The sequence below is a fragment of the Marinobacter maritimus genome (assembly GCF_007671675.1).
Lineage (GTDB): Bacteria > Pseudomonadota > Gammaproteobacteria > Pseudomonadales > Oleiphilaceae > Marinobacter > Marinobacter maritimus.
On record NZ_VCGW01000001.1, the window covers coordinates 266,244 to 292,816 of the forward strand.

The 26,573-nt window shown below is 55.7% G+C and carries 20 protein-coding genes; 9 read left to right on the forward strand and 11 right to left on the reverse strand.

Annotation, left to right across the window (positions count from 1 at the left end; all coding sequences use genetic code 11):
* The first annotated feature begins 305 nt into the window (after positions 1–305).
* Complete coding sequence (gene trmH / locus FFI90_RS01240) at positions 306–1,052, forward strand: tRNA (guanosine(18)-2'-O)-methyltransferase TrmH (protein ID WP_144775769.1); 747 nt, start codon at positions 306–308, stop codon at positions 1,050–1,052.
* Positions 1,053–1,191: 139 nt separating this feature from the next.
* Here trmH and FFI90_RS01245 read toward each other — a convergent pair whose 3' ends face one another.
* From FFI90_RS01245 to FFI90_RS01260, 4 genes are all read right to left on the reverse strand, one after another.
* Positions 1,192–2,208, reverse strand: a complete 1,017-nt coding sequence (locus FFI90_RS01245) for a nucleoid-associated protein (protein ID WP_144775771.1) — start codon at positions 2,206–2,208, stop codon at positions 1,192–1,194.
* A 258-nt stretch (positions 2,209–2,466) separates the two neighbouring features.
* Positions 2,467–4,125: a sulfate adenylyltransferase subunit CysN gene (gene cysN, locus FFI90_RS01250; RefSeq protein WP_144775773.1), complete on the reverse strand. Its 1,659-nt coding sequence runs from the start codon at positions 4,123–4,125 to the stop codon at positions 2,467–2,469.
* A gap of 1 nt (position 4,126) precedes the next feature.
* Positions 4,127–5,035, reverse strand: a complete 909-nt coding sequence (cysD, locus tag FFI90_RS01255) for a sulfate adenylyltransferase subunit CysD (RefSeq protein ID WP_144775775.1) — start codon at positions 5,033–5,035, stop codon at positions 4,127–4,129.
* A gap of 167 nt (positions 5,036–5,202) precedes the next feature.
* Positions 5,203–5,613 (reverse strand): PilZ domain-containing protein, encoded by a 411-nt coding sequence (locus tag FFI90_RS01260; RefSeq protein WP_144775777.1) that lies wholly within the window; start codon positions 5,611–5,613, stop codon positions 5,203–5,205.
* Between the two features lie 321 nt (positions 5,614–5,934).
* On the opposite strand from FFI90_RS01260, the gene rimO reads away from it, so the two are divergent.
* On the forward strand, positions 5,935–7,278 hold the full coding sequence (gene rimO, locus FFI90_RS01265) for a 30S ribosomal protein S12 methylthiotransferase RimO (protein ID WP_144775779.1): 1,344 nt from the start codon (positions 5,935–5,937) through the stop codon (positions 7,276–7,278).
* 79 nt (positions 7,279–7,357) lie between these two features.
* Here the strand turns inward: rimO and oadA are convergent, their stop codons facing one another.
* Positions 7,358–9,172 (reverse strand): sodium-extruding oxaloacetate decarboxylase subunit alpha, encoded by a 1,815-nt coding sequence (gene oadA, locus FFI90_RS01270; protein ID WP_144775781.1) that lies wholly within the window; start codon positions 9,170–9,172, stop codon positions 7,358–7,360.
* Between the two features lie 19 nt (positions 9,173–9,191).
* Positions 9,192–10,607 (reverse strand): acetyl-CoA carboxylase biotin carboxylase subunit, encoded by a 1,416-nt coding sequence (locus FFI90_RS01275; RefSeq protein WP_144775783.1) that lies wholly within the window; start codon positions 10,605–10,607, stop codon positions 9,192–9,194.
* A 133-nt stretch (positions 10,608–10,740) separates the two neighbouring features.
* Here FFI90_RS01275 and FFI90_RS01280 point away from each other — a divergent pair, with 133 nt between their 5' ends.
* Positions 10,741–11,688 (forward strand): LysR family transcriptional regulator, encoded by a 948-nt coding sequence (locus FFI90_RS01280; protein WP_144775785.1) that lies wholly within the window; start codon positions 10,741–10,743, stop codon positions 11,686–11,688.
* A 3-nt stretch (positions 11,689–11,691) separates the two neighbouring features.
* Here FFI90_RS01280 and FFI90_RS01285 read toward each other — a convergent pair whose 3' ends face one another.
* The 5 genes from FFI90_RS01285 to FFI90_RS01305 form a co-directional block, all read right to left on the reverse strand.
* A complete protein-coding gene (locus FFI90_RS01285) occupies positions 11,692–13,047 on the reverse strand; it encodes an MBL fold metallo-hydrolase (RefSeq protein WP_144775787.1) in 1,356 nt (451 codons plus the stop codon).
* A 187-nt stretch (positions 13,048–13,234) separates the two neighbouring features.
* Positions 13,235–14,701, reverse strand: coding sequence for an Asp-tRNA(Asn)/Glu-tRNA(Gln) amidotransferase subunit GatB (gene gatB / locus FFI90_RS01290; protein WP_342779353.1), 1,467 nt, complete (start codon positions 14,699–14,701; stop codon positions 13,235–13,237).
* 6 nt (positions 14,702–14,707) lie between these two features.
* Complete coding sequence (gatA, locus tag FFI90_RS01295) at positions 14,708–16,165, reverse strand: Asp-tRNA(Asn)/Glu-tRNA(Gln) amidotransferase subunit GatA (RefSeq protein ID WP_144775791.1); 1,458 nt, start codon at positions 16,163–16,165, stop codon at positions 14,708–14,710.
* A gap of 40 nt (positions 16,166–16,205) precedes the next feature.
* Positions 16,206–16,493, reverse strand: a complete 288-nt coding sequence (gene gatC / locus FFI90_RS01300) for an Asp-tRNA(Asn)/Glu-tRNA(Gln) amidotransferase subunit GatC (RefSeq protein WP_144775793.1) — start codon at positions 16,491–16,493, stop codon at positions 16,206–16,208.
* Between the two features lie 92 nt (positions 16,494–16,585).
* Positions 16,586–17,995 carry a mechanosensitive ion channel domain-containing protein gene (locus tag FFI90_RS01305; RefSeq protein WP_186317894.1) on the reverse strand — a complete coding sequence of 470 codons (1,410 nt, stop codon included), beginning with the start codon at positions 17,993–17,995 and terminating at the stop codon, positions 16,586–16,588.
* Between the two features lie 272 nt (positions 17,996–18,267).
* On the opposite strand from FFI90_RS01305, the gene FFI90_RS01310 reads away from it, so the two are divergent.
* From FFI90_RS01310 to FFI90_RS01335, 6 genes are read left to right on the forward strand one after another with little or no spacing between them, the layout of a single operon-like run.
* Entirely contained in the window at positions 18,268–19,308 is a 1,041-nt protein-coding gene (locus FFI90_RS01310; RefSeq protein ID WP_144777172.1) for a rod shape-determining protein, read from the forward strand.
* A gap of 29 nt (positions 19,309–19,337) precedes the next feature.
* Positions 19,338–20,204, forward strand: coding sequence for a rod shape-determining protein MreC (gene mreC / locus FFI90_RS01315; protein WP_144775797.1), 867 nt, complete (start codon positions 19,338–19,340; stop codon positions 20,202–20,204).
* Entirely contained in the window at positions 20,204–20,680 is a 477-nt protein-coding gene (mreD, locus tag FFI90_RS01320) for a rod shape-determining protein MreD (RefSeq protein WP_144775799.1), read from the forward strand. Before mreC ends, mreD begins: the two co-directional genes overlap by 1 nt.
* 2 nt (positions 20,681–20,682) lie before the next feature.
* Complete coding sequence (locus tag FFI90_RS01325; protein ID WP_144775801.1) at positions 20,683–21,285, forward strand: Maf family protein; 603 nt, start codon at positions 20,683–20,685, stop codon at positions 21,283–21,285.
* Positions 21,282–22,763, forward strand: a complete 1,482-nt coding sequence (rng, locus tag FFI90_RS01330) for a ribonuclease G (RefSeq protein ID WP_144775803.1) — start codon at positions 21,282–21,284, stop codon at positions 22,761–22,763. The genes FFI90_RS01325 and rng overlap by 4 nt, the downstream gene beginning before the upstream one ends.
* Before the next feature lie 39 nt (positions 22,764–22,802).
* Positions 22,803–26,570: a YhdP family phospholipid transporter gene (locus FFI90_RS01335; protein ID WP_144775805.1), complete on the forward strand. Its 3,768-nt coding sequence runs from the start codon at positions 22,803–22,805 to the stop codon at positions 26,568–26,570.
* The last annotated feature ends 3 nt before the right edge of the window (positions 26,571–26,573 follow it).

The window sequence follows — 26,573 nt, forward strand, 5'->3', positions numbered from 1 at the left end:
GCCTGGACCTTTGAACTGTCCGGACTGGGCGCACTGAAAAGGAGAACTGCGCATTATAACGGGGTGATCATTCTGCAACCAGCGTTGTCTCGGTAATCTGCCAGTTTTGCTGTGGTATTATTTTCGGCGTTTAAGTTTCGGAGTCTGAAGTGATTGGCGCAGGGCTCTCCAAAAAGCGCCCGTAAATACTTCCCTGTAGGGCTCGGTCGCGCCATCCTTGGCGCTCTACGTTTTTGGAGAGTCCTGCACCAATCGCTTCGTCCAGCTTCGGTGTATCAATTGCTTACTACAAACATCACAAGACTATGACCCCCGAACGCCTTGCCCGCATCAAACAGGTTTTAAACACCCGCCAGCCTGATCTGAGTGTCCTGACCGACCAGGTTCACAAGCCCAGGAACCTCTCCGCCATATTGCGATCCTGCGACGCCTTCGGGTTGGCCAATATGCACGTAGTGTGGCCCAAAGAAGGTTTCCGGGCCTTCCGGAAAACCGCCGGTGGCAGCTTCAAGTGGGTAACACCCCACACCCATCGCACCATGGACGACGCCATAGCAAATTTGAAAGGGCAGGGCCACAAAATCTACGCCGCGCAGCTGTCAGGCCGCGCTATCGACTACCGCTCCGCAGATTTCACTGTGCCGTGTACCATTATCATGGGCAACGAAGTGGACGGTGTCAGCGCAGAAGCAGCGAAACAGGCCGATGAACACATCGTCATTCCCATGATGGGCATGGTGGAATCTCTCAACGTATCCGCAGCCTGCGCCATTATCCTCTCCGAAGCCCAAAGACAACGCAAAGAAGCCGGCCTCTTCGACACCCGGCGCATACCCGATGAAGAATACAACCGACTGCTGTTCTGCTGGTGCCAGCCAGTCGTGAAACGCTATTGCGACGACCGCAAACTGCCGTATCCGCCACTCGATCACGAAACCGGGGAAATAATTGACGGAGTAAGCTGGATGCAGGAAGTAAGGGTGCTAAGAGCCAATCGCCCCCGCTGGACCGAAAATAACCCGATAGAAGTTGACCCAGCAGAAACCGATTAACCAGATACCTATCGCTGACCAGATCGGCCCGGAGTGTGGTGAAGTTTTTCTGCCGGAAAAAGATGTCTGAGCGAAGCGAGTTGCTTTTTCCAGAAGAAAAACTTCACCTCGCTTCGGAGCCAGCCCCCAAAGAGCGGAGTCAGTCCTCGCGATTCTCCAAATACCGCTCCAACTGCTCTCGCAAAGCCTTAGGCAGCCGCGTAATCGTAAGCGCATCCTTATCCCGGTCGTAGTAAATCGCCTGATTCACCAGATCCGAAGAAAAAGAAACACTCATACCGCCACCAGAACCCGCAATACGCACCAGCTTCTTCACCTTGCGATGATCCGGGTGCAGTACGCCACTTTCCGGCATCTCCGCTGTCTTGCTGGCAAACTCCTTGAAGCGCCCCGGCTCATCCTCATCCAGATAGCCAGATAAAGCCTCAATGGCCACCGGCTCACCCAGCGCATGCTGCTCCTTACAGAACTCATAGGCCCGCGTACGCACCTCACCGGCTTTCTCCGGCTCCGAAGACTTCGCAAAAGCCTCCACAGCATCCAGGAACGTCAGAGTTTCCTTCTCAACATCCACCTGATTGGTAAAACCACACAGCCGGATAAACAGCTCTCCGGGTTCGCCCGTGCCGCGGGCATGAACCAGTGTAAGATAGTTGTCCGCCGGGTTATCGCCCAGCCAGTCATCCAGTTCAACACGCATAGCCAAGTTCAGGCGCGAAGTGCTCAGCACATCTGTTGTGTCGAGCGCCTGAGTGCCATCAAAACGCAGGGCACTGTCGCTCTCCAGAATCAGCAGATAAACGACATCTGAATCTACCAAAGCCTCATGGACGATCATCAGCTGTCCCTGAAATTCCTCCTGAGATCCGGTAAGAAGCTCCTGCCACTGCCCGAACAACCGGTCAGTGAAAGACGCAAAACTCTGCTTGTCCTCAAGATAATCCTTCAGCCAGCTTGCAAGCGGGCTTTCACCGATGTCATCCGAAAAACGCCCATACTTTTTACCCGGCTTACTATTAAACAGCCGCTTCATCTGCTTGTGCAGACCTTCATAATCGCCACCCGGTTCTTGCAGAGATTCACCACTTTGGAGGCGGGCAGGCTGCCCCGGCTGATACTGACTGGAAAAAGCAGTGCGCAGGTGTTTGATGGCCATAAACAGAAAAATCCTAAATGAATATAAGCAAAAAGGCCCCGAAGGAAACCTTCAGGGCCACAGATTCTGCCACGGACAACTATTACATTCACGACTAAAACGATAATTGACTGGTTGGGAGTTGGCCCAGGAGCAGGGGTGTCTTTTCTTCTGGAAAAAGCAACTCGCTGCGCTCAGACATCTTTTTCCAGAAGAAAAGACACCCCCACTCCTTGGCTTCCATCACCGAATTAGGGCGATATTAATGCTTGTCTTGGTTTAGATCCGTTTATTGCGAATCAGCTCCTGCACCAGTGTTGCCGCAACACCGGAAACTTCCTCTGTGCTATCAGCCTTTATCGAAACATTTGCCACATCAGTACCAAGGTTCAAAGCTATCGCAATCAGTCCATAGGCTGTCAGCAGTTGCGCAGCGCGGCGGCGGTCATCGGCATAGCCGGCGTTATCTTCACTAAGAATGACGGTGGTCTTGCCTTGATCAAACAGCGCGCGTTCCACTGCCAGCGCGAGGGCAGATGCCTGTTTGCCAGAGCAACCAATTATAATCGGTTTCTGAGCCAGCCGGCGTTCGCGCTCTTCCGGGCTCACGGGCTCCAGAGTTCCTGTGGTATCTGCCAGGCTGTCAATCATGCCGGCGCCAACGGTTACGTTGGTGAGTCGGTCGATCACTATAAAACTGCCAGTAGCATGGTTGCGCTGGTAGGCGTCGAATGCGATTGGCTGGCTCAGGGTGAGGTCACACAGGCCGATTTCATTCACCTGCAGCAGGGCAGGGTTGGCGTGCTGTTCCAGCGTGTTTACGTCGGTCTGATAGTGGATCTTCCGGACCGTACCCGAAGTGAAGGTCGGCCCCAACTTGATGTCATACAGGCGCCCGGTTTGAAGTGGTGCATCGGTCATCCACACGATATTTGCCTTGAAGCGGTTGCCTACTTCCGGCTCGTCTTCTGGCTTGACCAGCATGTCACCACGGCTGACGTCGATTTCGTCCGTGAGGGTCAGTGTCACCGCCTGGTCGATATAGGCTTCTTCGAGATTGCCATCGAAGGTGACGACTTCCTTGATCGTGCTGGTTCGGCGGGAGGGCAGGGCCATGACCTTGTCACCCGGGCTGATCACTCCGGAAGCGATGGTGCCGCAAAAGCCGCGGAAGTTCAGGTTGGGGCGGGTCACGTATTGCACCGGGAATCGGAAGTGCTCCAGATTCTTGTCCCGTCCTACTTCTACCGTTTCCAGAATGTCCATCAGCGGCTGGCCGTTAAACCAGGGCATGTTCTCGCTGCGGTTGACCACGTTGTCGCCTTCCAGCGCCGAGATCGGCACAAAGCGGACATCGTTAAGCCCTAGTCTCGCGGCGAAGGCCAGGTATTCCTCTCTGATCTCGTTGAAGCGGTCTTCGCTGAAATCAACCAGGTCCATTTTGTTCACGGCTACCACAATGTGCCGGATGCCAAGCAGGGAGGCGATAAACGAGTGCCGGCGAGTCTGGGTCAGCACCCCGCGACGGGCATCGATCATCAGAATGGCGACCTGAGCTGTAGACCCACCGGTAGCCATGTTGCGGGTGTATTGCTCGTGGCCCGGCGTGTCCGCAATGATGAACTTGCGTTTATCGGTCGAGAAGTAGCGGTAGGCAACGTCAATAGTAATGCCTTGCTCGCGCTCGGCCTGCAAGCCGTCAACCAGCAATGCGAGATCAAGCTTTTCACCGGTAGTACCCATCTTGGCGCTGTCGGTTTTCAGGGTGGCCATGTGATCTTCGTAGATCATTTTGGTGTCGTGCAGCAGGCGACCGATCAGGGTGCTTTTGCCATCATCGACGCTGCCGCAGGTAAGCAGGCGCAGCAGCTCTTTGTTCTCGTGCTGCTTGAGGTAAGCCTGAATGTCTTCGGCGATGAGATCAGATTGATGTGACATATCAGAAGTACCCTTCCCGCTTTTTCTGTTCCATGGAGCCTGCCGAGTCATGATCAATCACGCGGCCCTGACGTTCTGAGCTGGTAGCCAACAACATTTCCTGAATAATCTCGGGCAAGGTGTTTGCCTCGGATTCAATGGCACCTGTCAGTGGATAGCACCCCAGGGTGCGAAAACGGATGGACTTCATCATCGGCGTTTCACCCTCTTTCAACGGCATGCGGTCGTCGTCCACCATGATCAGTGAGCCGTCGCGCTCCACTACCGGGCGGACCGCCGAGTAGTAAAGTGGAACGATTTCAATGTTCTCCAGATAGATGTACTGCCAGATATCGAGCTCGGTCCAGTTGGAGAGTGGGAATACCCGGATGCTCTCCCCCTTGTTCACCTTGCCGTTATAGGTGTTCCAGAGTTCCGGGCGTTGGTTTTTCGGGTCCCAGCGGTGATATTCGTCGCGGAAAGAATAGACTCGCTCCTTGGCTCGGGATTTCTCTTCATCCCTGCGAGCGCCACCGAATGCGGCATCAAACCCATACTTATCCAGCGCTTGCTTGAGTGCCTGGGTTTTCATCACATCTGTATGCTTTGCACTGCCGTGGGTAAATGGCCCGATACCCTGTTCCACGCCGTCCTGATTGATGTGCACAATCAGATCCAGTCCGTACTCCTTCACCTTCCGCTCCCGGAAATCAATCATCTCCCGGAATTTCCAGGTGGTGTCCACATGCATCAGAGGGAAGGGCAGCTTGCCGGGAAAAAAGGCTTTGCGGGCCAAGTGCAGCATGACCGCAGAATCCTTGCCAATGGAGTAGAGCATGACCGGATTATCAAACTCGGCGGCCACCTCGCGGATGATGTGGATGCTTTCCGCTTCCAGTTGTTTCAGGTGCGTAAGGTTATATGTGGTCATGATAATCCGTTGCCGCAGCGGGCCTTGAGGGCGTGCAAATTTGAACGGTAAGTGTATCAGAGGCAATAAGGCTATAAGAAGCCTTGTGGTTAGAGTTTTGCGTTATAGCAATATAGCGCTCAAGTGAAGGCTGGGGGGAGTGAGCGAAAGCCTTGAGCTGTCCGGGCTCAAGCGGGCTTGCACGTGTTGGCCAGGAGTTTTCGGACATATCTGTCTACGTAATCAAGTCCGTTACCCTCGAAATCCGCAAACTGGATGCCGAGCTGAAATTCGTCCCTTGCTATCCTTCGCAGATAAACGATATTCCCGTTGGCTAGAATTGATACAGGTTGAATTGCGATAACAGGCACCGAGAACCGGGCTTTAACCGACATCAAATTCCCGGGTGCGGGGGCTTTAAGGTGCGGTATAAGCTGGCCTGCAGTTTCCTGATTGCAGGAGATCATAACGCCTGTACGCGAGAGGTTGGAGGTTTTGCAGGTAAGCTGACAACCATCCGGCGTCTCGATAACGATGTCGCTAACAACATCCACACGTTGCTGGTTACGCAAATTTGGCTTCATTGTGGGAGCTTTCATGGGCACTCTTGTTGGCACTCTTTTGGGCAACCCCGTCGGCCCTGTCAGGGCATGCTCGGACTCAAATAATGTTTCAGAACAACGTGTAAACGACAAAAAGTGTAGTTGCTTATTTTCTGATCAGCAACTCGAGTGTCGCACATTGTGTCAGATTTATTATAATTTTCTGAACAAGGATTCACAAATTTGACTCAGGTCAGAAACCTTCAGCCTACCCTTGCCGCTCGGCTTTTGCTGCAGAAAGGTGCTCTACTGGTGTAAAATCACCGCCTCCATTCATTCGCGTGCTCCCGCCGGGCGCCAGGAATCCTGAAACGCTTTATGACAGAACAAACCGAGAACACAGTGGCTGGTAACGGCAAAGTTGGCTTTATCAGTCTGGGCTGCCCCAAAGCTCTGGTAGATTCCGAGCGTATCCTGACCCAGTTGCGGCTGGATGGCTACGATGTGGTACCCACCTACAACGATGCAGACATTGTGGTGGTGAACACCTGCGGCTTTATTGATGCGGCCAAGCAGGAGTCTCTGGATGCCATCGGTGAGGCCATCAAGGAAAACGGCAAGGTGATCGTCACCGGTTGCATGGGTGTCGAAGCCGATAAAATCCGCGAAACTCATCCTGGCGTGCTCGCGGTTTCTGGCCCGCATGCCTATGAAGAGGTGGTCGGCGCCGTGCATCAGTTTGTGCCTCCAGCGCGCGAGCATGATCCGTTCACTGACCTGGTGCCGCCCCAAGGCATTAAACTGACACCTCGGCATTACGCGTATCTCAAGATTTCCGAAGGCTGCAATCACCGATGCACTTTCTGCATCATCCCTTCCATGAGGGGCGATCTGGTAAGCCGTCCTATTGGCGATGTGATGGACGAAGCCCAGCGGTTGGTCGACGCCGGAGTGAAAGAGCTGCTGGTGATCTCCCAGGACACCTCGGCTTACGGTGTCGATACCAAGTACCGTACCGGCTTTTGGCAAGGGCGACCGCTGAAAACCAAAATGCAGTCGCTGTGCGAGGCATTAGGCGAAATGGGTGTGTGGGTTCGCTTGCACTATGTGTATCCCTACCCCCATGTGGACGGCATAATCCCGTTGATGGCGGAAGGCAAAATCCTGCCGTATCTGGATATCCCGTTTCAGCACGCCAGCCCGAAAGTGCTGAAAGCCATGAAGCGCCCGGCTCACGACAGCAAAACTCTGGATCGCATTCGCAAATGGCGGGAAATCTGCCCGGAACTGACCATTCGCTCCACCTTTATTGTGGGCTTTCCTGGTGAAACCGAAGAAGATTTTCAGTACCTGCTGGATTGGCTGGACGAGGCTCAACTCGATCGCGTGGGCGCCTTTACTTACAGTGCGGTCGAGGGTGCCAAGGCCAACGAAATTGACGGCGCAGTGCCTGAAGAGGTCAAGGAAGAGCGCCTGGCTCGCTTTATGGCCAAACAGGCTGAAATATCTGCCGCCCGTTTGCAGGCGAAGATTGGCACAACCATTGATGTGCTTATCGACGAGGTAGACGAAGAGGGCGCCATAGGTCGTTCCAAAGCCGATGCGCCAGAGATTGATGGCATGGTGTATCTGAACGATGTCACCGACCTTGAGCCGGGGCAGATTGTTCGTGTCGTGGTTGAGCACGCCGACGAGCATGACCTGTGGGCGTCTCTGGTCTGACTAAGTCCTTATAACAAAGCGAAAAATGGAGAGCCGCCCCTGATTTCAGAGGCGGCTTTCAGGTTTTAGCTTTCCGGTTTTACGACGATGAGGCGATGTCGATCAGCACTTCACCCGGCGTTACCCGATCGCCTTTGGTTACGTAAATCGCTTCTACTTTGCCGTCGATGTTGGCGTGAACCTCGGTTTCCATCTTCATGGCCTCGGTAATCAGCACAGCCTGGCCCGCACTGACGGTATCGCCTTCGCTCACCAGAACTTCCACCACATTGCCGGGCATGGCAGTGCTGACATGCCCGGGTGATGAGGCCTTCATGCGACCGCTACCGCCCTCGGCCGTGTATTCGTTCAGGGGCTCGAACACCACTTCTTCTGGCATACCATCCAGCGACAGGTACAGTTTGCGCCTGCCCGCACCCGAGTCACCGGAGCCTGTAACAGCCACTTCGTAACTCTCGCCATGGACTTCAATCCGGAATTCAGTCGCAACGCCGGTGCCCAAACGCTCCTGGGATTTTGCTTCTGGCGGCAGCAGCGGCTCCGGTACCAGAGTGCCGTCTTTACGCTGCTGCAGGAATTCGCGGCCCAGGTCGGGAAACATGGCGTAGGTGAGCACGTCTTCTTCGCTGAGGGCCAGCTCGCCAATGTCTTTGCGCAGTTTGTTCATTTCCGGGCTGAGTTGGTCTGCAGGGCGGCCTTCATCGACGGATTCATTGCCTATGGCTTTGTTGCGGACTTGCGCATTAACCGGCGCTGGTGGTTGGCCATAGCCGCCCTGAAGATAGCGTTTTACTTCGTTGGTGATGGTTTTGTAGCGTTGGCCGGCCAGTACATTGTAAACCGCCTGAGTCCCTACTATTTGCGACGTGGGCGTGACCAATGGCGGAAAGCCCAGATCTTCACGCACTCGCGGAATTTCATCGAATACTTCGCGAATGCGATCCAGGGCGTTCTGCTCTTTGAGCTGATTGGCCAGGTTAGACATCATGCCGCCGGGTACCTGATTGATCTGCACTGATACGTCTTCGCGGGTAAACTCACTTTCAAATTGTTGGTATTTCTTGCGGACTTCGCGGAAGTAGTCGGCAATCTCGCTCAGCAGCGTCAAGTCCAGACCGGTGTCATAAGCGGTGCCTTTGAGTGCGGCCACCTGGGATTCAGTGGCCGGGTGGCTGGTGCCCGAGGAAAACGATGAAATCGCGGTATCAATGCGGTCGGCTCCGGCCTCAATGGCCTTGAGCTGGCACAAGGGCGCCAGGCCCGAGGTTGAGTGGCTGTGAATGATCAGCGGCAGGTCCACTTCAGCCTTGATGGCTTGCACCAGATCAAAGGTGGCGTAGGGCGTTAGCAGTCCCGCCATGTCTTTGATAGCGATAGAGTCTGCGCCCATGGCCTGCATGGCTTTGGCTTGCTGCACAAACAACTCCGGAGTGTGTACTGGGCTGGTGGTATAGCAGATGGTGCCTTGGGCGTGCTTGCCGGCTTTTTTCACCGCTTTCATGGCCGTTTCAATGTTGCGCAGGTCGTTCAGCGCGTCGAACACCCGGAATACGTCTATGCCGTTGTCGGCGGCTTTCTGTACAAAGGCCTCTACAACGTCGTCGGCGTAATGTCGGTAGCCCAGCAAGTTCTGGCCTCGCAGCAACATCTGCAGACGAGTGTTGGGTAGTGCCTCGCGCAACTGGCGCAGCCGTTCCCAGGGGTCTTCTTTCAAAAACCGAACGCAGGCGTCAAAGGTGGCTCCGCCCCAGACTTCCAGCGACCAGTAGCCAATCTTGTCCAGTTTGTCGCAGATCGGCAGCATGTCTTCGGTGCGCATGCGGGTTGCGATTAAAGACTGGTGCGCGTCACGCAAAGTCAGGTCTGTCACTTCAATTCGTTTTGCTTGGCTCATGATTTCGTTCTCCTGCGGATTACCAGCCTGCGTGCGCGGCAATGGTGGCGGCGAGGGCAAGCGCAATTTCACTGGGGTGGCGCTTGGTTGAATAGTTCAGCAGTTCCGGGTGGTCGGGCACAAAGCTGGTGTTGAATACTCCTTTGCGAAAGTCCGCGTGATCCAGAATTTGCTGGTAATAGTTGGCGGTGGTTTTGATCCCGTGCAGGCGCATGTCGTCCAGTGCGCGTTTGCCTCTTGCAATCACCTCGTCCCAGGTCAGCGCCCACACCACCAGTTTCAGACACATGGAATCGTAGTAAGGCGGTATTTCATAACCTGTGTAAATGGCAGTATCCACTCGCACACCAGGGCCGCCTGGCGCGTAGTAATGGGTTATGCGACCAAAGCTGGGCAAGAAATCGTTTTTCGGATCTTCCGCGTTGATGCGAAATTGCAGCGCATAGCCCCGATACTGGACATCCTCTTGTCGATAGCTCAGGGGCAGTCCGGAGGCTATGCGCAGTTGCTCGCGCACAATGTCTACACCGGTAATGGCCTCGGTGATGGTGTGCTCCACCTGCACCCGGGTGTTCATTTCCATAAAGTGAACTTCGTTGCCAGACAGCAGGAACTCCACAGTGCCGGCGTTCTCGTAGCCCACGGCTTTGGCAGCGCGTACCGCGAGATCACCAATGTACTGTCGCTGCTCTGGCGTCAGCTGGGGGCTGGGCGCGATCTCGATCAGTTTCTGATTGCGGCGCTGGATGGAGCAGTCACGCTCAAATAGATGGATGGCGTTGCCCTGGCTGTCCGCCAGTATCTGAACCTCAATGTGGCGCGGGTTCACAATGCATTTTTCCATGAACACTTCAGCGGAACCAAAAGCCTTCGTGGCCTCGGAAATGACCCTTGGGTACTGCACTTTTAACTCTTGCGGTGTGTCACAGCGGCGGATGCCGCGACCGCCGCCGCCAGAGGTGGCTTTGAGCATCACGGGATAGCCAATCTCGTTGGCCAGTTCCAGGGCCTCATCAAGGCTGTCCAGATTGCCTTCGGAGCCAGGTGTAATAGGAATGCCTGCCGCGCGCATGCTGTCGCGGGCCTGGGTTTTGTCACCCATGCCATGGATTACGCCGGATTTCGGACCAATAAACGCCACGCCTTTCTGTTCGCACAGGCGCGCAAAGTTGGCGTTTTCTGACAGGAAGCCGTAGCCAGGGTGAACGGCATCGCAGCCGGTTTCGACCGCCAGGTTTACGATGCGGGCCGGGTCGAGATAGCCTGCCAATGGGTCGTCGCCCAGAGAGTAGGATTCATCAGCTCGTTTAACATGCAATCCGTATCGGTCCGGTTCGGTGTAGATGGCCACCGAACGTATTCCCATTTCAGCACAGGCCCGCACGATGCGAACGGCGATTTCGCCGCGGTTGGCGATTAACACTTTCTTCAGCATGGGAGTGTCCTCATTGCTTCGTCCCGAATGAAGGTGACAAAAAGAGTAAAGGGATAGATCTTCGACAAAAAATTGATATTATTTTGTTTATCTATAAGTAATAACTTATGAATAGAAGCGAGAAACCTGTTTTATGCCACTCAGCATTCAGAAACTGGCCAGCCGCCTGACTTTCCGGCAGCTCCAGGTTTTCAAAGCCGTGAATGATCTGAAAAGCTACAGCAAGGCCGGCGATCTGCTTGGGTTGACTCAGCCCGCCGTCAGCAGTCAGGTGCGTCACCTGGAGCAAGCGCTGGGCATGCCGATGTTTGAGTACGTTGGGCGTAAGCTTTATTGCACCGCTGCCGGCGAGGAGATGGCGGGCTGTGTGCGCTCAGTCTTCCGGGAGTTGGAGCGTGTGCAAAACAGCCTGGCGGCTCTCGAAGGGCAGGTCGCGGGTGAGCTTCGGCTGGTGGCGGTGAATACCGCACAATACGTAGTGCCTTATATGCTGAGTGCGTTTTTGCAGCTGAACCCTCAGGTGACTGTTTCGGTGGCGGTGGTAAACCGGGCAACGGCTCTGCAGCGGCTGAACGATAATTCCGATGACCTGGTGATTATGGGCATGGTGCCCGCAGAGAGGCCTCTGGCGTCGCTGCCGTTTCTGGACAATGAACTCGTGCCGGTGGTGCCCAATGGTCATCCATTGCTTCAGCAGAAAAATGTGACGGCGCAGGAGTTTCTGGATAGTGGGTTGCTGGTGCGGGAAAGTGGTTCAGGTAGTCGCTTGGCGCTGGAGTTGCACTGCCAGGACCAGCGTTTACGGGCAAAGCCAAGTATAGAGTTGGGCTCCAATGATGCTTTAAAGCACGCTGTTCTCGCGGGCCTGGGGGTGGCCGTTCTGCCCAAGCTGGGTGTGTCGTCAGAACTTGCCTTGGGTAGTCTGCACATTGTTGATATCAAGGGCTTTCCACTGAGGCGTAGCTGGTGTGTGGTCTACCCGCAGGCTCGGCACCCTACGCCGGCCATGCGGGCATTTATTGATTACGTGCAGCAGAATATCCGCCAGTTTGAGCAGATGTTCCTGCGGCGCCCGGAGTAGAGCTCAGGAGTCGGCCATCAGCGCGCCGACGGATCCCAGGAATACATCAACGTTGCTGAAGCCTTTGCGCATCAATACCGATGCGGCGATTGCTGCTCGTGCGCCGCTGCCACACATGATGGTATAATGTCTGTCAGGGTTCAGCTCGCTGGCCTCCTCCGCCAGATTGCCTGTGTAATGGTGGATGGCCTGGTCAACGGGGTTTTCCTCCACCTCGCCTTTACCCCGAACATCCAGCAGGCTCCAGTTCTCCGGAGGCGCAGATCTGCGCTTTTTGAAATCCTCCAGATCAATCACCGTTATGGCTCTGAACGGTTCTGCCATGGCGGCCCATTGAGGCATGTCGGGGGCCAGGTACCCGAGTAGCTTGTCAAAGCCAATACGTGCCAGATGTCGTGCGGCCAGCTGGGCTTCCGAAGCGCTGGCAGCGACCAGAGCCATCTTGTCATCGGGGGTCAGGAACCAGCCCGCGAAAGCCGGGATCATCGGCGTCGGGAGCGCCAGGCTGTCAGGTACGTGGGCGCCGAGGAAACTGCTGATCCCGCGCACGTCGATGGTTACAGTCTCGTCTGGCAGATCTTTGAACGCGGACGGTGAAAGCGCTGCGGGAGTCAGTACCGGGCTCGTCGCATGGCCACCCTCCAGATTCAGACGCTCCATTTCACGGAAGTAGGGCGGCTGGTAATGATGCTCCTGAACTTTCAGGTTGATAAACTCCTGGCGTGAGCGGACTTTCATCATGGGGTTGTTGCGGCGTTCGTAGCCGATGCTCGAGAATTCCCGGTCGGCCATATTGTCGCCACAGACAGAACCGGCACCATGGGCCGGATAAATGAGCGTTTGGTCGCCCAGATTTACCAGTTTTTGCAGGCTGTCGTAGAGCAGGCCTGCGACTTCTTCTGCGCGCTCCGGATAGAAATCGGTGCGGCCAACATCGCCGATGAACAGGGCGTCGCCGGTGAATACGGCCACGGCGTCATCACCGAATTCAGTATCGTAAAGCACAAATGACAGGCTGTCGTCGGTGTGACCAGGTGTCTCCAGTACACGAAGTTGCAGATTGCCGAAGTTGAACTCGTCGCTTTCACGGGTGGTTTTCGCATAGCGCACGGTTCCCGCAGCATTCGGCCCGTGGAAGACAGTAGCGCCGGTCAGTTGCGCAAGTATGGGCGCGCCGGAGATAAGATCTTCGTTGCGGTGCGTTTCAAAGATATGCGTTATCCGGCAGCCTTCTGCGGCAGCAGCTTCGGCATAGACTTCACAGTCGCGGCGGGGATCGATAACCGCGGCTTGACCGTTGTTACCAACCAGGTACGAAAGATGCGACAACCCTTCGGATTTGAACGTCTGAATAAACATGGAGCCTCCTTCTCAAATCAGATTGAGGAACGCTTACCATATTTAACACAGCACAGGGGGCTTTGGGTCGCCAGCAGATTACCGTATTGAAGCTGCAAGATTAAGGTTGCTTAACACGGGTTATCAGCCAGGCCTCAGCGAATGACCTGAGACCGCTGACTGATAACTCAATCGCACTTCAGAATGGTTAATGGTTCAGTTTTTTTAGCAGAATTTCATTGAAGAGCTTCGGGTTGCCTTGCCCTTTGGAAGCTTTCATCAAAGGCCCCATAAAGCCCCCGAGCATCTTCTTCTGCTTCTTGGGGTCGGTTTCCTGTTGATACTGTGCAACCTGATCCGGCATGCCAGCCAGAACCTCATCCACCATCTGCTCCAGCGCGCCGGTATCCGATACCTGCTTCAGTCCCTGAGCCTCGATGATGGCATCGGCATTGCCCCCGTCACCGTTCCAAAGCGCCTCGAATACCTTTTTGGCGCCAGATGACGACACAGTATTGTCGGCAATTCGCGCAACCAGTTGTCCCAACTGCTTTCCGGTAATGGGTGCCTGAACCACCGTTTTGTCATCGGCGTTCAGGCGTGCGGAGAACTCGCCCAACACCCAGTTGGCGGCCAGTTTGGCATCTTTACCGTGGCTGGCGGTTTCCTCGAAGAACGTCGCCATGCGCGCATCATCGCTGAGCAGGCGGGCGTCGTAATCATTGAGGCCATACCGCTTCTTGAATCGTGCTTTGCGCTCGTCTGGTAGCTCCGGCAACAGATCGCGAGCGCTTTCGATGAAGGCGTCGTCGATGACTACGGGCAGCAAGTCCGGGCAGGGGAAGTAGCGGTAATCGTTGGCTTCTTCCTTGCTACGCATGGAGCGGGATTCGTCGCGCTCGCCGTTGTAAAGCCGCGTTTCCTGAATGATCCGACCGCCGTCCTCCAGAATGTCCATCTGCCGCTCTACTTCGTGGGCGATGGCCTGCTCCATAAAACGGAAGGAGTTCAGGTTCTTGGTTTCAGTGCGGGTGCCCAGTTCGTCCGAGCCTTTTCGCTTGAGCGAAATGTTCACATCAAAGCGCAGGGAACCCTGGCTCATGTCGCCGTCGCAGATGCCGATCGAAGACACCAGACTGTGCAGCTTTTTGGCGAAGGCAACGGCTTCTTCTGCGCTGTTCATGTCCGGCTCCGTGACAATTTCAATCAGCGGCGTGCCGGCCCGGTTCAGGTCGATACCGGTCATGCCGTGAAAGTCTTCGTGCAGCGATTTGCCGGCATCTTCCTCCAGGTGGGCGTGGTGAATGCGCACGCGCTTGCTGCTGCCGTCTGCAAGATCAACATCCACAAAGCCGGGGCCAACAATCGGGTGATCCAGCTGTGTGGTTTGATACCCCTTGGGCAAATCCGGATAGAAGTAATTTTTACGGTCGAACACCGAGCGCCGGCCGATTTCGGCATTCACTGCCAGGCCGAACATTACCGCGTAGCGGAACGCCTGTTCGTTGGGTACGGGCAGGGTGCCGGGCATAGCCAGGTCAACGGCGCTGGCCTGGGTGTTGGGCTCCGCGCCAAACGCTGTGCTTGAGCCTGAAAAAATCTTGGTTTTGGTGGCAAGCTGAACATGAATTTCCAGCCCGATCACAATATCCCATTGCATAAACGTTCTCCTGATTCGGGCTTACTGGGGAAGCTTCTGGTGCCAGTCGGTAACCTGCTGGAACTGGTGAGCTGCGTTCAGCAGACGGGCCTCTTCAAAATAGTTCCCGATAATCTGCAACCCGACCGGCAGGCCGTCAACAAAACCTGCCGGAACCGACATGGCTGGAACGCCTGCAAGGTTTACGGCAATGGTGAAAATATCTTCCAGGTACATGGTCACCGGGTCGCTGGTCTTCTCGCCCTGCACAAACGCAGGTGAAGGCGAAACCGGGCTCATCAGCACATCCACTTCCTTGAACGCATTAATGAAGTCCTGTTGGATCAGACGGCGAACCTTTTGGGCTTTCAGGTAATAGGCATCGAAATAGCCGGCTGAGAGCGCATAGGTGCCCACGAGAATGCGGCGCTTTACCTCGCCTCCGAAGCCTTCGGCGCGGGTGCGGGTATAAAGGTCGTTCAGATCCTGCGGATCTTCGCAGCGATAGCCATAACGCACGCCGTCAAAGCGCGACAGGTTAGCGGAGGCTTCGGCCGGGGCAATCACGTAGTAGGCAGCGATAGCTAACTTGGCGTGGGGCAGTGAGACTTCTTTCACAGTGGCGCCGAGCTTCTCGTATTCCTTCACTGCATTGCGCACCTGCTGCTCCATCGCAGGGTTGAGCTGGTCTGAGAAATACTCTTTCGGAAGGCCAATGCGCAGGCCTTTTAGAGGCTCGTTCAAAGTGGCGGTGTAGTCCGGCACGGCGCGATCAACGCAGGTGGAGTCCTTAGGATCGAACCCGGCCATAACATTCAGCATCAAAGCGTTGTCTTCTGCCGTGCGCGCCATGGTGCCGCCTTGATCCAGGCTGGAGGCGAAGGCAATCATGCCGTAGCGGGACACCCGGCCGTAAGTGGGCTTCAGGCCAGTGACGCCGCATAGTGCGGCGGGCTGGCGGATTGAGCCGCCGGTATCCGTAGCCGTGGCTGCAGGTACCAGGCGTGCCGCAATGGCCGCTGCGGAACCGCCGGAGGAGCCACCCGGTACGCGTTTCTGGCCATTGCTCAGGCCCCAGGGGTTGGTCACGGGGCCGAAAAAGCTGGATTCGTTGGATGAGCCCATGGCGAACTCGTCCATATTGGTTTTGCCAAGGCATACCGCGCCCGCTGCGCGAAAGTTGGCGGTTACCGTAGCGTCGTAGGGCGGCACAAAATTGGCCAGCATTTTCGAGCCGGCGGTGGTGGCAACGCCGTTGGTGCAGAAGATGTCCTTGTGGGCGAAGGGGACGCCTGTCCAAACGCTGGCTTGGCCCGCTGCACGCTGCTCGTCAGCGGCTTTGGCATCGGCCATGGCCTTATCTTCGGTTACGGTAATAAAGCTGTTGTACTGGCCGTCTTCGGCTTTGATGCGGTCGAGGAACTCACGGGTCAGTTCCACGCTTGAAATCTTGCCGCTTTCCAGCTCGCGGGAAAGCTCTGCTACGGATTTGTTATGCATGTTCAATCCTGATGGTGGGCTGATGGTGGGATTCGTCAGATCACTCAATAACCCGAGGTACGAGATAAAGGCCGTCTTCGGTAGCCGGCGCGATGGCCTGGAAGGCTTCCCTTTGGTTGGTCTCGGTCACGTCGTCGGTGCGCAAACGCTGCACGGCATCCAGCGGGTGAGCCAGCGGCTCTACGCTGTCGGTATCGGCGGCGCTGAGCTGGTCAACCAGGCTGAGAATATTGCCCAGGTCGTTTTCCAGCGCCGGTATCTGCTCTTCATCGAGACGGATACGGGCCAGCACGGCGACTTTTTCAATGTCTTCGCGGGAAATGGTCACGTTGGCTCCAAAGTATAAAGCGGCGTTTTTATGAAGGCCGTTATGGTAACAGATTCGCGGCTGGGCGGGAGGGGTGCTGCGCGGTCGCAAATCTATTCAATCGGTCGGGTATCGTCCAGCAGGTCTTCGGCGCTGGTGTCATTGCGCTCTTCCCGTACTTGTCGGGAAATATGGGTGTCCGGGCGCACATTCAACACATCATCAGGCGGCGGCTCGGGCGCGGATTCAAGTGCGCCTTTGCTCGGCTTTTCCGCTATCGCGGACTTTTCGGATGAGTCGATGGCAGCCAGCGTGGCGGGCGCTTGATCGAAGCGCAGTCGGTATATGGGTTCGGGCAAGGTGAATCCCCGGGTTTCCAGTGCATTCTTGGCGGCACGAATGGAGAGACTGCGGGCTTTGCCATAATCGGATTCGCGCTGGTCAATCCAGGCCATGAATTTGATAAGAATATTGGAATCACCCACGGATTCGATAATTCCGTTGGGCTCGGGGTCGTCCAGCACCCAGTCAAGCTGTTGCATGGCCGCGAGGCCGGTTTGTATAGCCAGTGCCGGGTCGTCTTCTGCGTCTACTCCCAGAACAAAATCAAAGCGGCGCTGCGGATTTCGGGAGTAGTTCAGAATAACGGCCTTGAAAACCGTCGCGTTAGGAATGCGCAAATGGTTGCCGTCCAGCGTCATCAATACCGTGGAGCGCGACGTAAGCCGCACCACAACGCCTTCATAATCATTGATGATTACATGCTCTTGAGCCCTGAACGGCTGGCGGATGCTCAGCATAATGCTGGATATGTAGTTCTCCATGGAGTCTTTGACGGCAAAGCTGATGGCCAGCCCCAGCACGCCCGCGCCGCCCAGAAGGGTGCCCATCAAGGCCGTAGCCCCGAGTATGTTCAGGGCGAGCAACAGACCCAGAAGTATTGTAACCAGCCGGACCGCGTGGCCCGCAAGCTCTCCCAGAAACGGATTCTTGGTCAGTCGTGACCATAGAGGTGTGTGGCCTGCAAGGCGGTGCCCGGCGAACGCAACAAATGCAAAAATACTGAATGCCACCAGCAACAAGGGCAGGGCTCTTACCCAACCGCGTAGCGTGTTCTGCAGCGAATCCCACAGTGGGTTGAGGTTGTCTTGCAAGTCCAGAGTGCGAACAACTCTGTCATCGACTGCGATGGCGCCTTCCACCCGGCCAGCCAGCTTCAATGCACGCTGGGCCTGAGCCTCGTTCGCGATCTGCCCCGACAGCGCCACCACGCCGCTATTAACGTTAACCTCCAATGACTCGAACTGTGGAATCTGGGAAAAAATACTGGAAAGGCGCTGCGCGATCAGCGCGTCGCTGTCGGCTCCCGGCTCAAGGGTAATTGCGCCAGCTGGCTCGGCTTCGTTTTGCTGAGCCAGAGTCAAAGAGGGAGCAAAAACCGTTAGCGCCACAATCAAAAGTAAACGCCAGCCAAGGCGCGCCGTATTGAAGCACAGCGGCAGGTTAATCTTTGGTATTCTCAACGTTGGCCTCAACGGTGGCAGGTTGATCAGAGTGGTGTGGGTGGCCTTTCGGGCCATCTTCAGTGTGAAGCAAAGTTCAACTCACCGCCTGCGTCAACCAGCAATTAGCGTGCGACAGGATGCAGGCCCTCGAGGCATATGAACATTTGTTCATGCTCAGAGCAATATCATTTGCCTTTGCAACGGGCTGCGCCTTGCCTGCGCGGGGGGGCACTGCTAAAGTTGCCGCATCTTTCCGCAACCGCAACTCTCAGGTTGAAACTACACGAATGTTGATTAAAAGACTCCGAGGCTTATTTTCCAGCGACCTGTCCATCGATCTGGGCACCGCCAACACCCTTATTTTCGTGCGTGACCGCGGGATTGTGCTGAACGAGCCTTCCGTTGTAGCCATTCGTACCACTAACTCCACGAAAACGGTCGCTGCCGTGGGCGCCGAGGCGAAGCGCATGCTGGGTCGCACGCCCGGCAACATCACCGCCATTCGACCCATGAAAGACGGCGTAATTGCCGACTTTGTAGTGACCGAAAAAATGCTCCAGCACTTTATTCACAAGGTGCATGAGAACAGCTTTATTACCCCGAGCCCACGGGTTCTGGTGTGTGTTCCCAGCAAATCCACTCAGGTGGAGCGCAAAGCTATTCGCGAGTCGGCCCTTGGTGCCGGTGCACGGGAAGTGTTCCTTATTGAAGAGCCTATGGCGGCCGCCATCGGTGCCGGCCTGCCAGTCGAAGAAGCCAGCGGCTCGATGATTGTGGACATAGGTGGTGGTACCTCGGAAATTGCCATTATTTCCCTTAACGGCATCGTATACGCTGATTCTGTGAGGGTGGGTGGTGACAAATTCGACGAAGCCATCGTTACCTATGTGCGTCGTAACTACGGAAGCCTGATCGGTGATTCGACCGCCGAGCGTATCAAGCATGAAATAGGTTGTGCTTATGAGGGCCTGGAGATTCTGGAAATTGATGTGCGTGGACGTAACCTGGCCGAAGGTGTGCCACGGGCGTTTACGCTGAACAGTGAAGAAATTCTGGATGCGCTTCAGGAATCCCTGGCGCAGATTGTACAGACCGTTAAAAGTGCGTTGGAGCAGTCCCCGCCAGAACTGGCCTCGGATATCGCCGAGCGAGGCATTGTACTGACCGGCGGTGGCGCGCTGCTGCGCGGGCTGGACAAGTTGATCAGTGAAGAAACCGGGTTGCCGGTGATCATTGCCGAGGATCCGCTGACCTGTGTTGCCCGTGGTGGCGGCAAGGCGCTGGAAGTTATTGACCGGGGTGGCATCGGAATGTTCTCACCGGAGGGATAATCCTTTGGGGAGGGATCGCCATTAAAACCATTTTTGTCCAGGGGCCAGTGCCTGGCCTCAGGCTATTGCTCGTAATAATTGTATCTGCAGCCCTTATTGTTGCCGATCAGCAGTTTGATCGGCTCGCACCTGTTCGCAGTACTCTGGCCACCGGCCTCACTCCTGTTTACTGGCTTGGCAATGCGCCCTATCAGTTCAGTGACTGGGTTGCCGGGCTGTTTACCACCCGCGAAGACGTGAAACAGGAAAATGAAGATCTGAAAGCCCGCCTGCTCATTCTTGAGCGAAGGGCCCTCAAGTACGCCGCTCTGGCCTCTGAAAATAACGAGCTCCGCCGTCTGATGAATTCCTCGGAGCTTCTGGATGATCGGGTTATCGTCAGCGAAGTGGTGAGCGTGTCGCCAGACCCCTATTCCCATGAAATTATCATCAATAAAGGCCGTAGCGATGGCTTGCAGGTCGGGCAGGCAATACTGGACGCCCATGGGCTGATGGGGCAGGTAGTGCAGACTAGCCAGGTAACCTCCCGTGTACTGCTTGTTTCCGACAGCAGTCATGCGGTGCCGGTTGAAGTGGTGCGGAACGGGCTGAGAGCCATTCTTCTGGGCACCGGCGATTCGGGAACCCTTGACCTTGTTCATGTGCCTGACACAGCTGATATTCGTGAGGGGGACCTGCTTGTCAGCTCCGGCCTCGGCGGGCGTTTCCCAAGAGGCTATCCGGTTGCCGAAGTCAGCTTGATCAACAAAGAGCCCGGCGAACCTTTTGTATCGATTCGGGCGCGGCCAAAGGCACAGCTCAATCAAAGTCGTCTGGTGCTGGTGGTTTTTCCGCCCAAAGGCGGGCCTCGGCCTGAGCCGGTTGCCTCCGATTCAGAGCAGGAGGGGCAGGGCTGATGTTATCGGTAATCAGTTATCCGATATTTGTGCTGTCAGTGATCGCATCACTGGTATTGAGCATTTCCCTGTTTCCCGTTGGTTGGTTCGAGTTCCGGCCTGAGTGGCTTGGCTTGATTGTGTTCTACTGGACGTTCCGGGCTCCAGCTCAGTTCGGTGTCCTGTTTGCCTGGTGTCTCGGCCTGTTGCTCGATGTGCTGGAAGCAACGCCGTTGGGTGTTAATGCCTTGGGGATGGCTCTGATCGCGTTTCTTGTGCTCACCATTCACCAACGGCTGAGGATGTACCCTTGGCCGCAGCAGTGCCTTATGGTGTTTCTGCTTCTGGGTATAAACCAGATGCTGGTGCATTTCCTCAAGCAGGTGTTCGGAGGCGAGGATGCCGGTTTCAGCTACCTGTGGCCAGCACTGACCAGTGCCTTGATATGGCCCGTGTTTTCCATACTGATGGATAACATCAACCGGAAGCTTGGATAGTCATGATCCCCATTATTCTTGCTTCTGCGTCGCCGCGCCGCTCAGAACTTCTTGAGCAGATCGGTGTCCGATTTACGATACAGCCTGCGGATATTGACGAAACCCCACGAATTGCAGAAATGCCCGGTGATTACGTTGAGCGGCTGGCGCGTGAGAAAGCGCTTGCGGTTGCGTGCAGCTTTGCCGATACACAGGTTCTTGGCTCCGATACGTCGGTGGTGCTTGACGGTGAGATCCTTGGTAAGCCATCTGACCACCGTGAAGCGAGGGCCATGTTAGGTCGGCTTTCTGGCTCAACCCATCAGGTTATGACAGCCATCGCGTTGGCCCAAAACGGTGTATGTACATCTTGCCTGGTGACAACCGAAGTTACGTTTCGCACGTTGCAGAGCGAAGAAATTGCAGCCTACGTAGCCACGGAAGAGCCCATGGATAAGGCCGGAAGTTATGGAATTCAGGGTCTTGGTGGTATTTTTGTGAAAGAACTTAAAGGGAGCTACAGTGCGGTTGTTGGCCTGCCATTGCAGGAAACAGCTGCCTTGCTGGCAGATGCCGGCTGCCCTGTCTGGACACACTGGCCGAGTAGTCGGGAGAGCCAATCATGAGCGAAGAAATCCTGATCAACGTAACGCCGGTCGAAACCCGGGTCGCGCTGGTCGAGAACGGTATGCTGCAGGAAGCGTATATCGAGCGCGCCAGTCGCAAGGGCATTGTCGGTAATATCTACAAAGGCAAGGTTGTACGCGTGCTTCCCGGTATGGAGGCGGCGTTTGTAGACATTGGCCTGGAAAGGGCTGCTTTTATTCATGCCTCCGATGTGGTCTCAAGCCAGCAAAGCACTGCAGATTCCAGCGACGGGCCGAAAGCGGTTCCGGATATCCGTACCTTGTTGAGGGAAGGACAGTCATTGGTAGTGCAGGTTACCAAGGACCCTATCGGTACAAAAGGCGCCCGCCTCACCACCCAGCTTTCCATCCCCTCCCGCTACCTGGTTTTTATGCCCGATGTGAGTCACGTGGGCATTTCCCAGAGGATCGAAGACGATGCCGAACGTACCCGGCTAAAATCCCTCGTTGAAGAGGGCGCAGCGGCACACCCTGATGTGAAGGGCGGTTATATCATCCGCACCGCGGCTGAGGCTGCATCGGAAGAAGAGCTGATGGCAGACATGAACTATCTGCATCATCTCAGCCAGTCCATTCACGAGCGGATTGAGAAAGCGCAGGCGCCTGCAGCCGTGTACAAGGATTTGCCGCTGTTCATCCGCACCATTCGTGATCTCATCCGGCCGCAGACAGAAAAAGTGCGCATCGACAGCCGCGAGAGCCACCAACGGGTTATGGAGTTTGTTGACGAGTTTGTGACTGAGTTTGCCGACAAGGTTGAGTATTACCCTGGCGAGCGCCCGATTTTTGACCTCTATTCGGTGGAAGACGAGATCCAGAAGGCGCTTAGCCGCAAGGTGCAGCTCAAATCCGGTGGCTACGTGATCATTGATCAGACTGAGGCAATGACCACAATCGATATAAATACCGGCGCGTTTGTGGGGCATCGGAATCTGGAAGAGACCATTTTCAAAACCAACCTGGAGGCGGCCCGAGCGATCAGCCGTCAGCTGCGCCTGCGTAACCTGGGCGGCATCATCATCATCGACTTCATCGATATGGAAGATGCAGAACATAAACGCCAGGTTCACAGAATGCTGGAAAAGATGCTCGAACGGGACCACGCCAAAACCAAGATTACCGGCGTGTCCGAACTGGGCCTTGTGGAAATGACACGTAAGCGAACCACAGAAAGCCTCGGCCAGGTTTTGTGCGAACCCTGCCCGATCTGTGATGGCAGAGGTTTCCTGAAAACCAGCGAGACCGTGTGTTTCGAGGTTTTCCGGGAAATTCTGAGGGTAAACCGTGCCTACGACGCAGAAAGCTATCTCGTGATGGCTTCCCAGAGCGTGGTAGATCGACTTCTTGATGAGGAATCCGACAACGTGGCGGATCTTGAAACCTTCATTGCCAAGACGGTCCGTTTCCAGGTAGAACCCTTCTACAGTCAGGAGCAGTACGATGTCGTTTTGCTCTGATTTCGGGGCGATACACCGGCGCAGGGAGTAATATTCCCTATGCCTGCCTCTCAACGCCTGCCTACCCGTCTGATAGCGCTGCTTAGCAGTGCCATCTGGTGGTTTCTGGTGGTTGTTCTGGTGCTGTTTGCGCTTTATGCCGGGATTGGCCGACAACTCACCCAGAACGTTGATGCTTTCCGGGAGGACCTTTCCCGTGAGCTTTCTGCCCGCCTCGGGCACGATGTGCGCATTGATCATCTCTCATCTCGCTGGTTCTGGCTGGACCCCTCCTTTACCGCGAAAAACATAGAAGTGACGAACCCCGACTCCGGGGTGCAGGTGCTGAGCCTGCAGCACCTTACTATTCGTTTCGACGCCCTGGCGTCGCTGATGCGTTTCAGAATTGTGTTTGAGGACTTTGAAGCCGAAGGGCTTGAGTTGACACTGAACCAGAAGGATAGTGGCGACGTTGGGGTTCGAGGCGCCGACTTGCCAGAGCCCCTGAACAACCGGTTCCGGCATTGGCTGGATGTGTCCGGGAAATGGTTATCGGAACCCTACATAAAAGTGACGCGCGTCAGTCTTGGCATTCGCGATAACCAGGGCCAGCTCAGACACCTTGATATCCCCCAACTTGATCTTCTCTATCATCAGGGTCTTTTCCGTGCGTCCGGGCGCGCCCTGCAATCTGCAACAACCCAACAGCTTGCCAGTTTTACTCTGGTAGGAAAGCAGTTCTTTCGCGGTGACTTTACTGGCCAGTTGTATCTCGATCTCGATTCCGGGCGACTGTTCGACGGGCTGATTGATGAATATCAGTGGCGAGACATGCGTATAGAGGGGTTTGATCTGGGCGGCGAGGCCTGGCTTACCTTTCGGGAAGGTCTCTTGCAGCAAGTCAACGGAACGGTAAGAACGCCTTATCTGCAGCTTGGTGTTGCCGGTGAATCCTTGGCACCGCTGGAGGATATCAGCGCCCGTTTCGGCTGGCGCCGTCATTCTGCGGTAATGGGAGAACCGGATGACGAAGGCGAGCAATCAGCAACCATTGGAGAATGGCACCTGAAACAGCTCGCCTGGACCTGGAATGGGGACAGTGTCCCCCCGTTCAGCCTGCTGCTGGCCCCCAAGCTGGAGGGTTTCTCAGTAACGGCTGATGCTCTTCCTCTGCGTCCGCTAAGACGCTTTGCAGGGGCGCTGCCACTGCTTCCGGACGTGGCCCGGGAGGCGCTGGAAGATTATCGGCCGGTTGGATTTCTTGACAGTATGACGCTCAACATTCCCGGTACGGATGGCAACCGTTTCGAGTTGTCCGGGCGTATGAGGAATGCTGGGGCTGCTGCTTATGGCGGTGCGCCGGCGGCAAATAATGTGAATGGCTTTATTTATGTTGATGACAGCTCTGGCTATGTGAAAGCCCGTTCTGGTAGTCAACCCGTTACTCTCGCGTTTCCCGAGCTCTTTGGCAGTGAGTGGTCTCTGCCTGAACTGGATGCCACCGTCGCCTGGCAACTGGATGGCCCGGTCACTCGTGTGTATTCGGACGATATACGGTTGAGCTACGGTGAAAGCGCCCGGTTCAACGGAGCTTTTGATCTCAAGCTCAACCAGCAAGGTGAAGACGATCTGGGATTGAGAGTGGGTGTCGAGAATGCAGATGCTTCCATGTTGGCAGATTTCGTGCCTGAAAAACTGGTAGATGCGGGCTTGTACGACTGGCTCACGAGCGCAATTCAGGAGGCTGATATCACATCAGGCGTCTATTACGGCCATGGCCAGATCGGTGCGGACGCGCCGCCCGGCTCATTTGTTTCGTCCATGTGGTATGAGTTTGAAAATGGCACCGTGCGGTATGACGAAGCGTGGCCGGAGGTAACGGGAGCGAAAGGGCGCGTCGTTGTACAAAATGGCGACACTCTTGTCTCCCTTGAGGCCGGGAAAACGGGCGGCCTGGTACTGAACCCGAGCACGGTTGAAGTGGTTCCCGGGGATAACGGAGGTCTTGTCCGAGTACATGCGTCAGCGCCGGTGCCGGGCAATGCCGTGGCGTTCTGGATGGCCAATAGCCCCTTTGGGGCAATGGCAGGGCAGCAAGCCGCAAGCCTGGAGTACGGTGGCGATTACGCGCTTGATCTGGACATTGACCTGCCACTGGATAGCGCTGAGGAAGTCGAAGTAAAAGCCGATGTCAGTACCTCGAATGGTTATGTGGGCTATCCGGACGCGGATTTGAGTTGGGAAGGTATTTCCGGCTCCCTGACCTATCACACGAGCAAAGGTTTTTCCGGAGACCCGCTTCGCGCCCAATTTTTGGGCGAACCGGTCAGGGTGATGTTCGGCCAGGCTTTGTCGGGTAACGCGTCTGGCCCAGACATACTCACTATCCGTCAGATCGGCACCATTTCTGTGCCGAGCGCGCTTCGCCAAGCTGGGTTGACGGGATCCGATGTCGGATCCGGCAGTGGCGATGGTAAGGAAAGTTACGGCCTGAAAGGCAGCATAGATTACTCTGCAGAACTGGATGTGGCGACGGGCACAGCGGCCCGCATTACCGTTCGCTCCAGCCTTGAAGGGCTGTCCATCGAATGGCCAGGCCCGTTTTCGAAAAAGTCGGAAGAAGCAGCTCCGCTGGTCGCCCGCATTGATCCCGAATCAGCAAACGGTGTCGGGATCACCGGCAGTTGGGAGGATCGCGCGACTTTTGACCTGTTGTTGAAAGCCTCTGGCGTAGAGCTGACGTTCGACGAGCTTTACCTCGGCGATCAGACTCTGACGAACATCCACCTTGAAGCACTGGACCTGGGTGATCGCTGGGTACTTACCACCAATTCGGAACGTGCTGTTGGCCGAATCGTTTTTCCCGACGACGACCGCGCGATCACCGCAAATTTCGAAGTGCTAAGGCTCCTTAGGGATAATACCAGTGCGAAAGATACACCGGAGCTTTTGACCATAGAACAACAGCTGGAAGCTTTTCGGGCAATGGATATGGTGAACTGGCCAGATGTGGATATCACGATATCCGAATTGCTCCTCAATGACGACAGCCTGGGTCGCTGGTCGCTCCAACTTCGGCCTCAGCATCAACAGCTCAATGTCACAGGAATCGAAGGTCAGCTCAATTCTCTCGTCTTGAAGGGCGACATGACCTGGGGGGTTATAGACAACCGGGAGACCAGCAAGTTTTCAGGGTCCATATCCGGGGGGGCGCTGGCGGATCTGGGGGAGCTTTTCGATTCGGAGATTCCACTTTCCAACAAGCAGACGAATATCGAGCTGGATCTTGACTGGCCGGGGCGCCCGGATGAGTTTGAATTGGCGAGTCTTAGCGGTTCAGTCAGCTTTCGTCTGGACGATGGCGTGATCCTGCAGAGCAACAACAGCGCCCAGGTGTTCCGGATTTTCAACCTGCTCAACTCCGATACGCTATGGCGCAGGCTGAAGCTGGACTTTTCGGATCTCTATGAACGAGGTGTCGCATTTGATGCCATCTCAGGAACGGCCAAGCTCGGTGATGGCTTGCTGACCATGGACCCGGAACTTCAGGTGGTGGGGCCATCAGGCGCCTTCAAGCTCAGCGGCACTACCGATATGGCGAATGAGATTCTTGATATGCGCCTTGTCGTCGTGCTGCCGCTGACTCAGAATCTGCCACTGGCAGCGCTGCTGATGGGGGCAGGCGCGCCGATAGGTGGCGCTCTTTTTGTACTGGACAAGGTGTTGGGCGATCCACTGAGCAAACTGACCAGCGCCACCTATAACGTTACCGGCACCTGGGACGATCCCAAAGTGGATCTGAGGCAGGTATTTGATACCGGTAAATGATGG

What these genes read in the sequence shown, in the direction of transcription:
- gatA (WP_144775791.1), bottom strand. Translation starts at nt 16,165, where the DNA reads ATGCATAACAAATCCGTAGCAGAGCTTTCCCGCGAGCTGGAAAGCGGC.
- FFI90_RS01260 (WP_144775777.1), bottom strand. Translation starts at nt 5,613, where the DNA reads ATGAAAGCTCCCACAATGAAGCCAAATTTGCGTAACCAGCAACGTGTG.
- FFI90_RS01245 (WP_144775771.1), bottom strand. Translation starts at nt 2,208, where the DNA reads ATGGCCATCAAACACCTGCGCACTGCTTTTTCCAGTCAGTATCAGCCG.
- oadA (WP_144775781.1), bottom strand. Translation starts at nt 9,172, where the DNA reads ATGAGCCAAGCAAAACGAATTGAAGTGACAGACCTGACTTTGCGTGAC.
- FFI90_RS01335 (WP_144775805.1), top strand. Translation starts at nt 22,803, where the DNA reads ATGCCTGCCTCTCAACGCCTGCCTACCCGTCTGATAGCGCTGCTTAGC.
- rng (WP_144775803.1), top strand. Translation starts at nt 21,282, where the DNA reads ATGAGCGAAGAAATCCTGATCAACGTAACGCCGGTCGAAACCCGGGTC.
- FFI90_RS01285 (WP_144775787.1), bottom strand. Translation starts at nt 13,047, where the DNA reads ATGTTTATTCAGACGTTCAAATCCGAAGGGTTGTCGCATCTTTCGTAC.
- cysD (WP_144775775.1), bottom strand. Translation starts at nt 5,035, where the DNA reads ATGACCACATATAACCTTACGCACCTGAAACAACTGGAAGCGGAAAGC.
- trmH (WP_144775769.1), top strand. Translation starts at nt 306, where the DNA reads ATGACCCCCGAACGCCTTGCCCGCATCAAACAGGTTTTAAACACCCGC.
- FFI90_RS01325 (WP_144775801.1), top strand. Translation starts at nt 20,683, where the DNA reads ATGATCCCCATTATTCTTGCTTCTGCGTCGCCGCGCCGCTCAGAACTT.
- FFI90_RS01280 (WP_144775785.1), top strand. Translation starts at nt 10,741, where the DNA reads ATGCCACTCAGCATTCAGAAACTGGCCAGCCGCCTGACTTTCCGGCAG.
- mreD (WP_144775799.1), top strand. Translation starts at nt 20,204, where the DNA reads ATGTTATCGGTAATCAGTTATCCGATATTTGTGCTGTCAGTGATCGCA.
- cysN (WP_144775773.1), bottom strand. Translation starts at nt 4,125, where the DNA reads ATGTCACATCAATCTGATCTCATCGCCGAAGACATTCAGGCTTACCTC.
- rimO (WP_144775779.1), top strand. Translation starts at nt 5,935, where the DNA reads ATGACAGAACAAACCGAGAACACAGTGGCTGGTAACGGCAAAGTTGGC.
- FFI90_RS01275 (WP_144775783.1), bottom strand. Translation starts at nt 10,607, where the DNA reads ATGCTGAAGAAAGTGTTAATCGCCAACCGCGGCGAAATCGCCGTTCGC.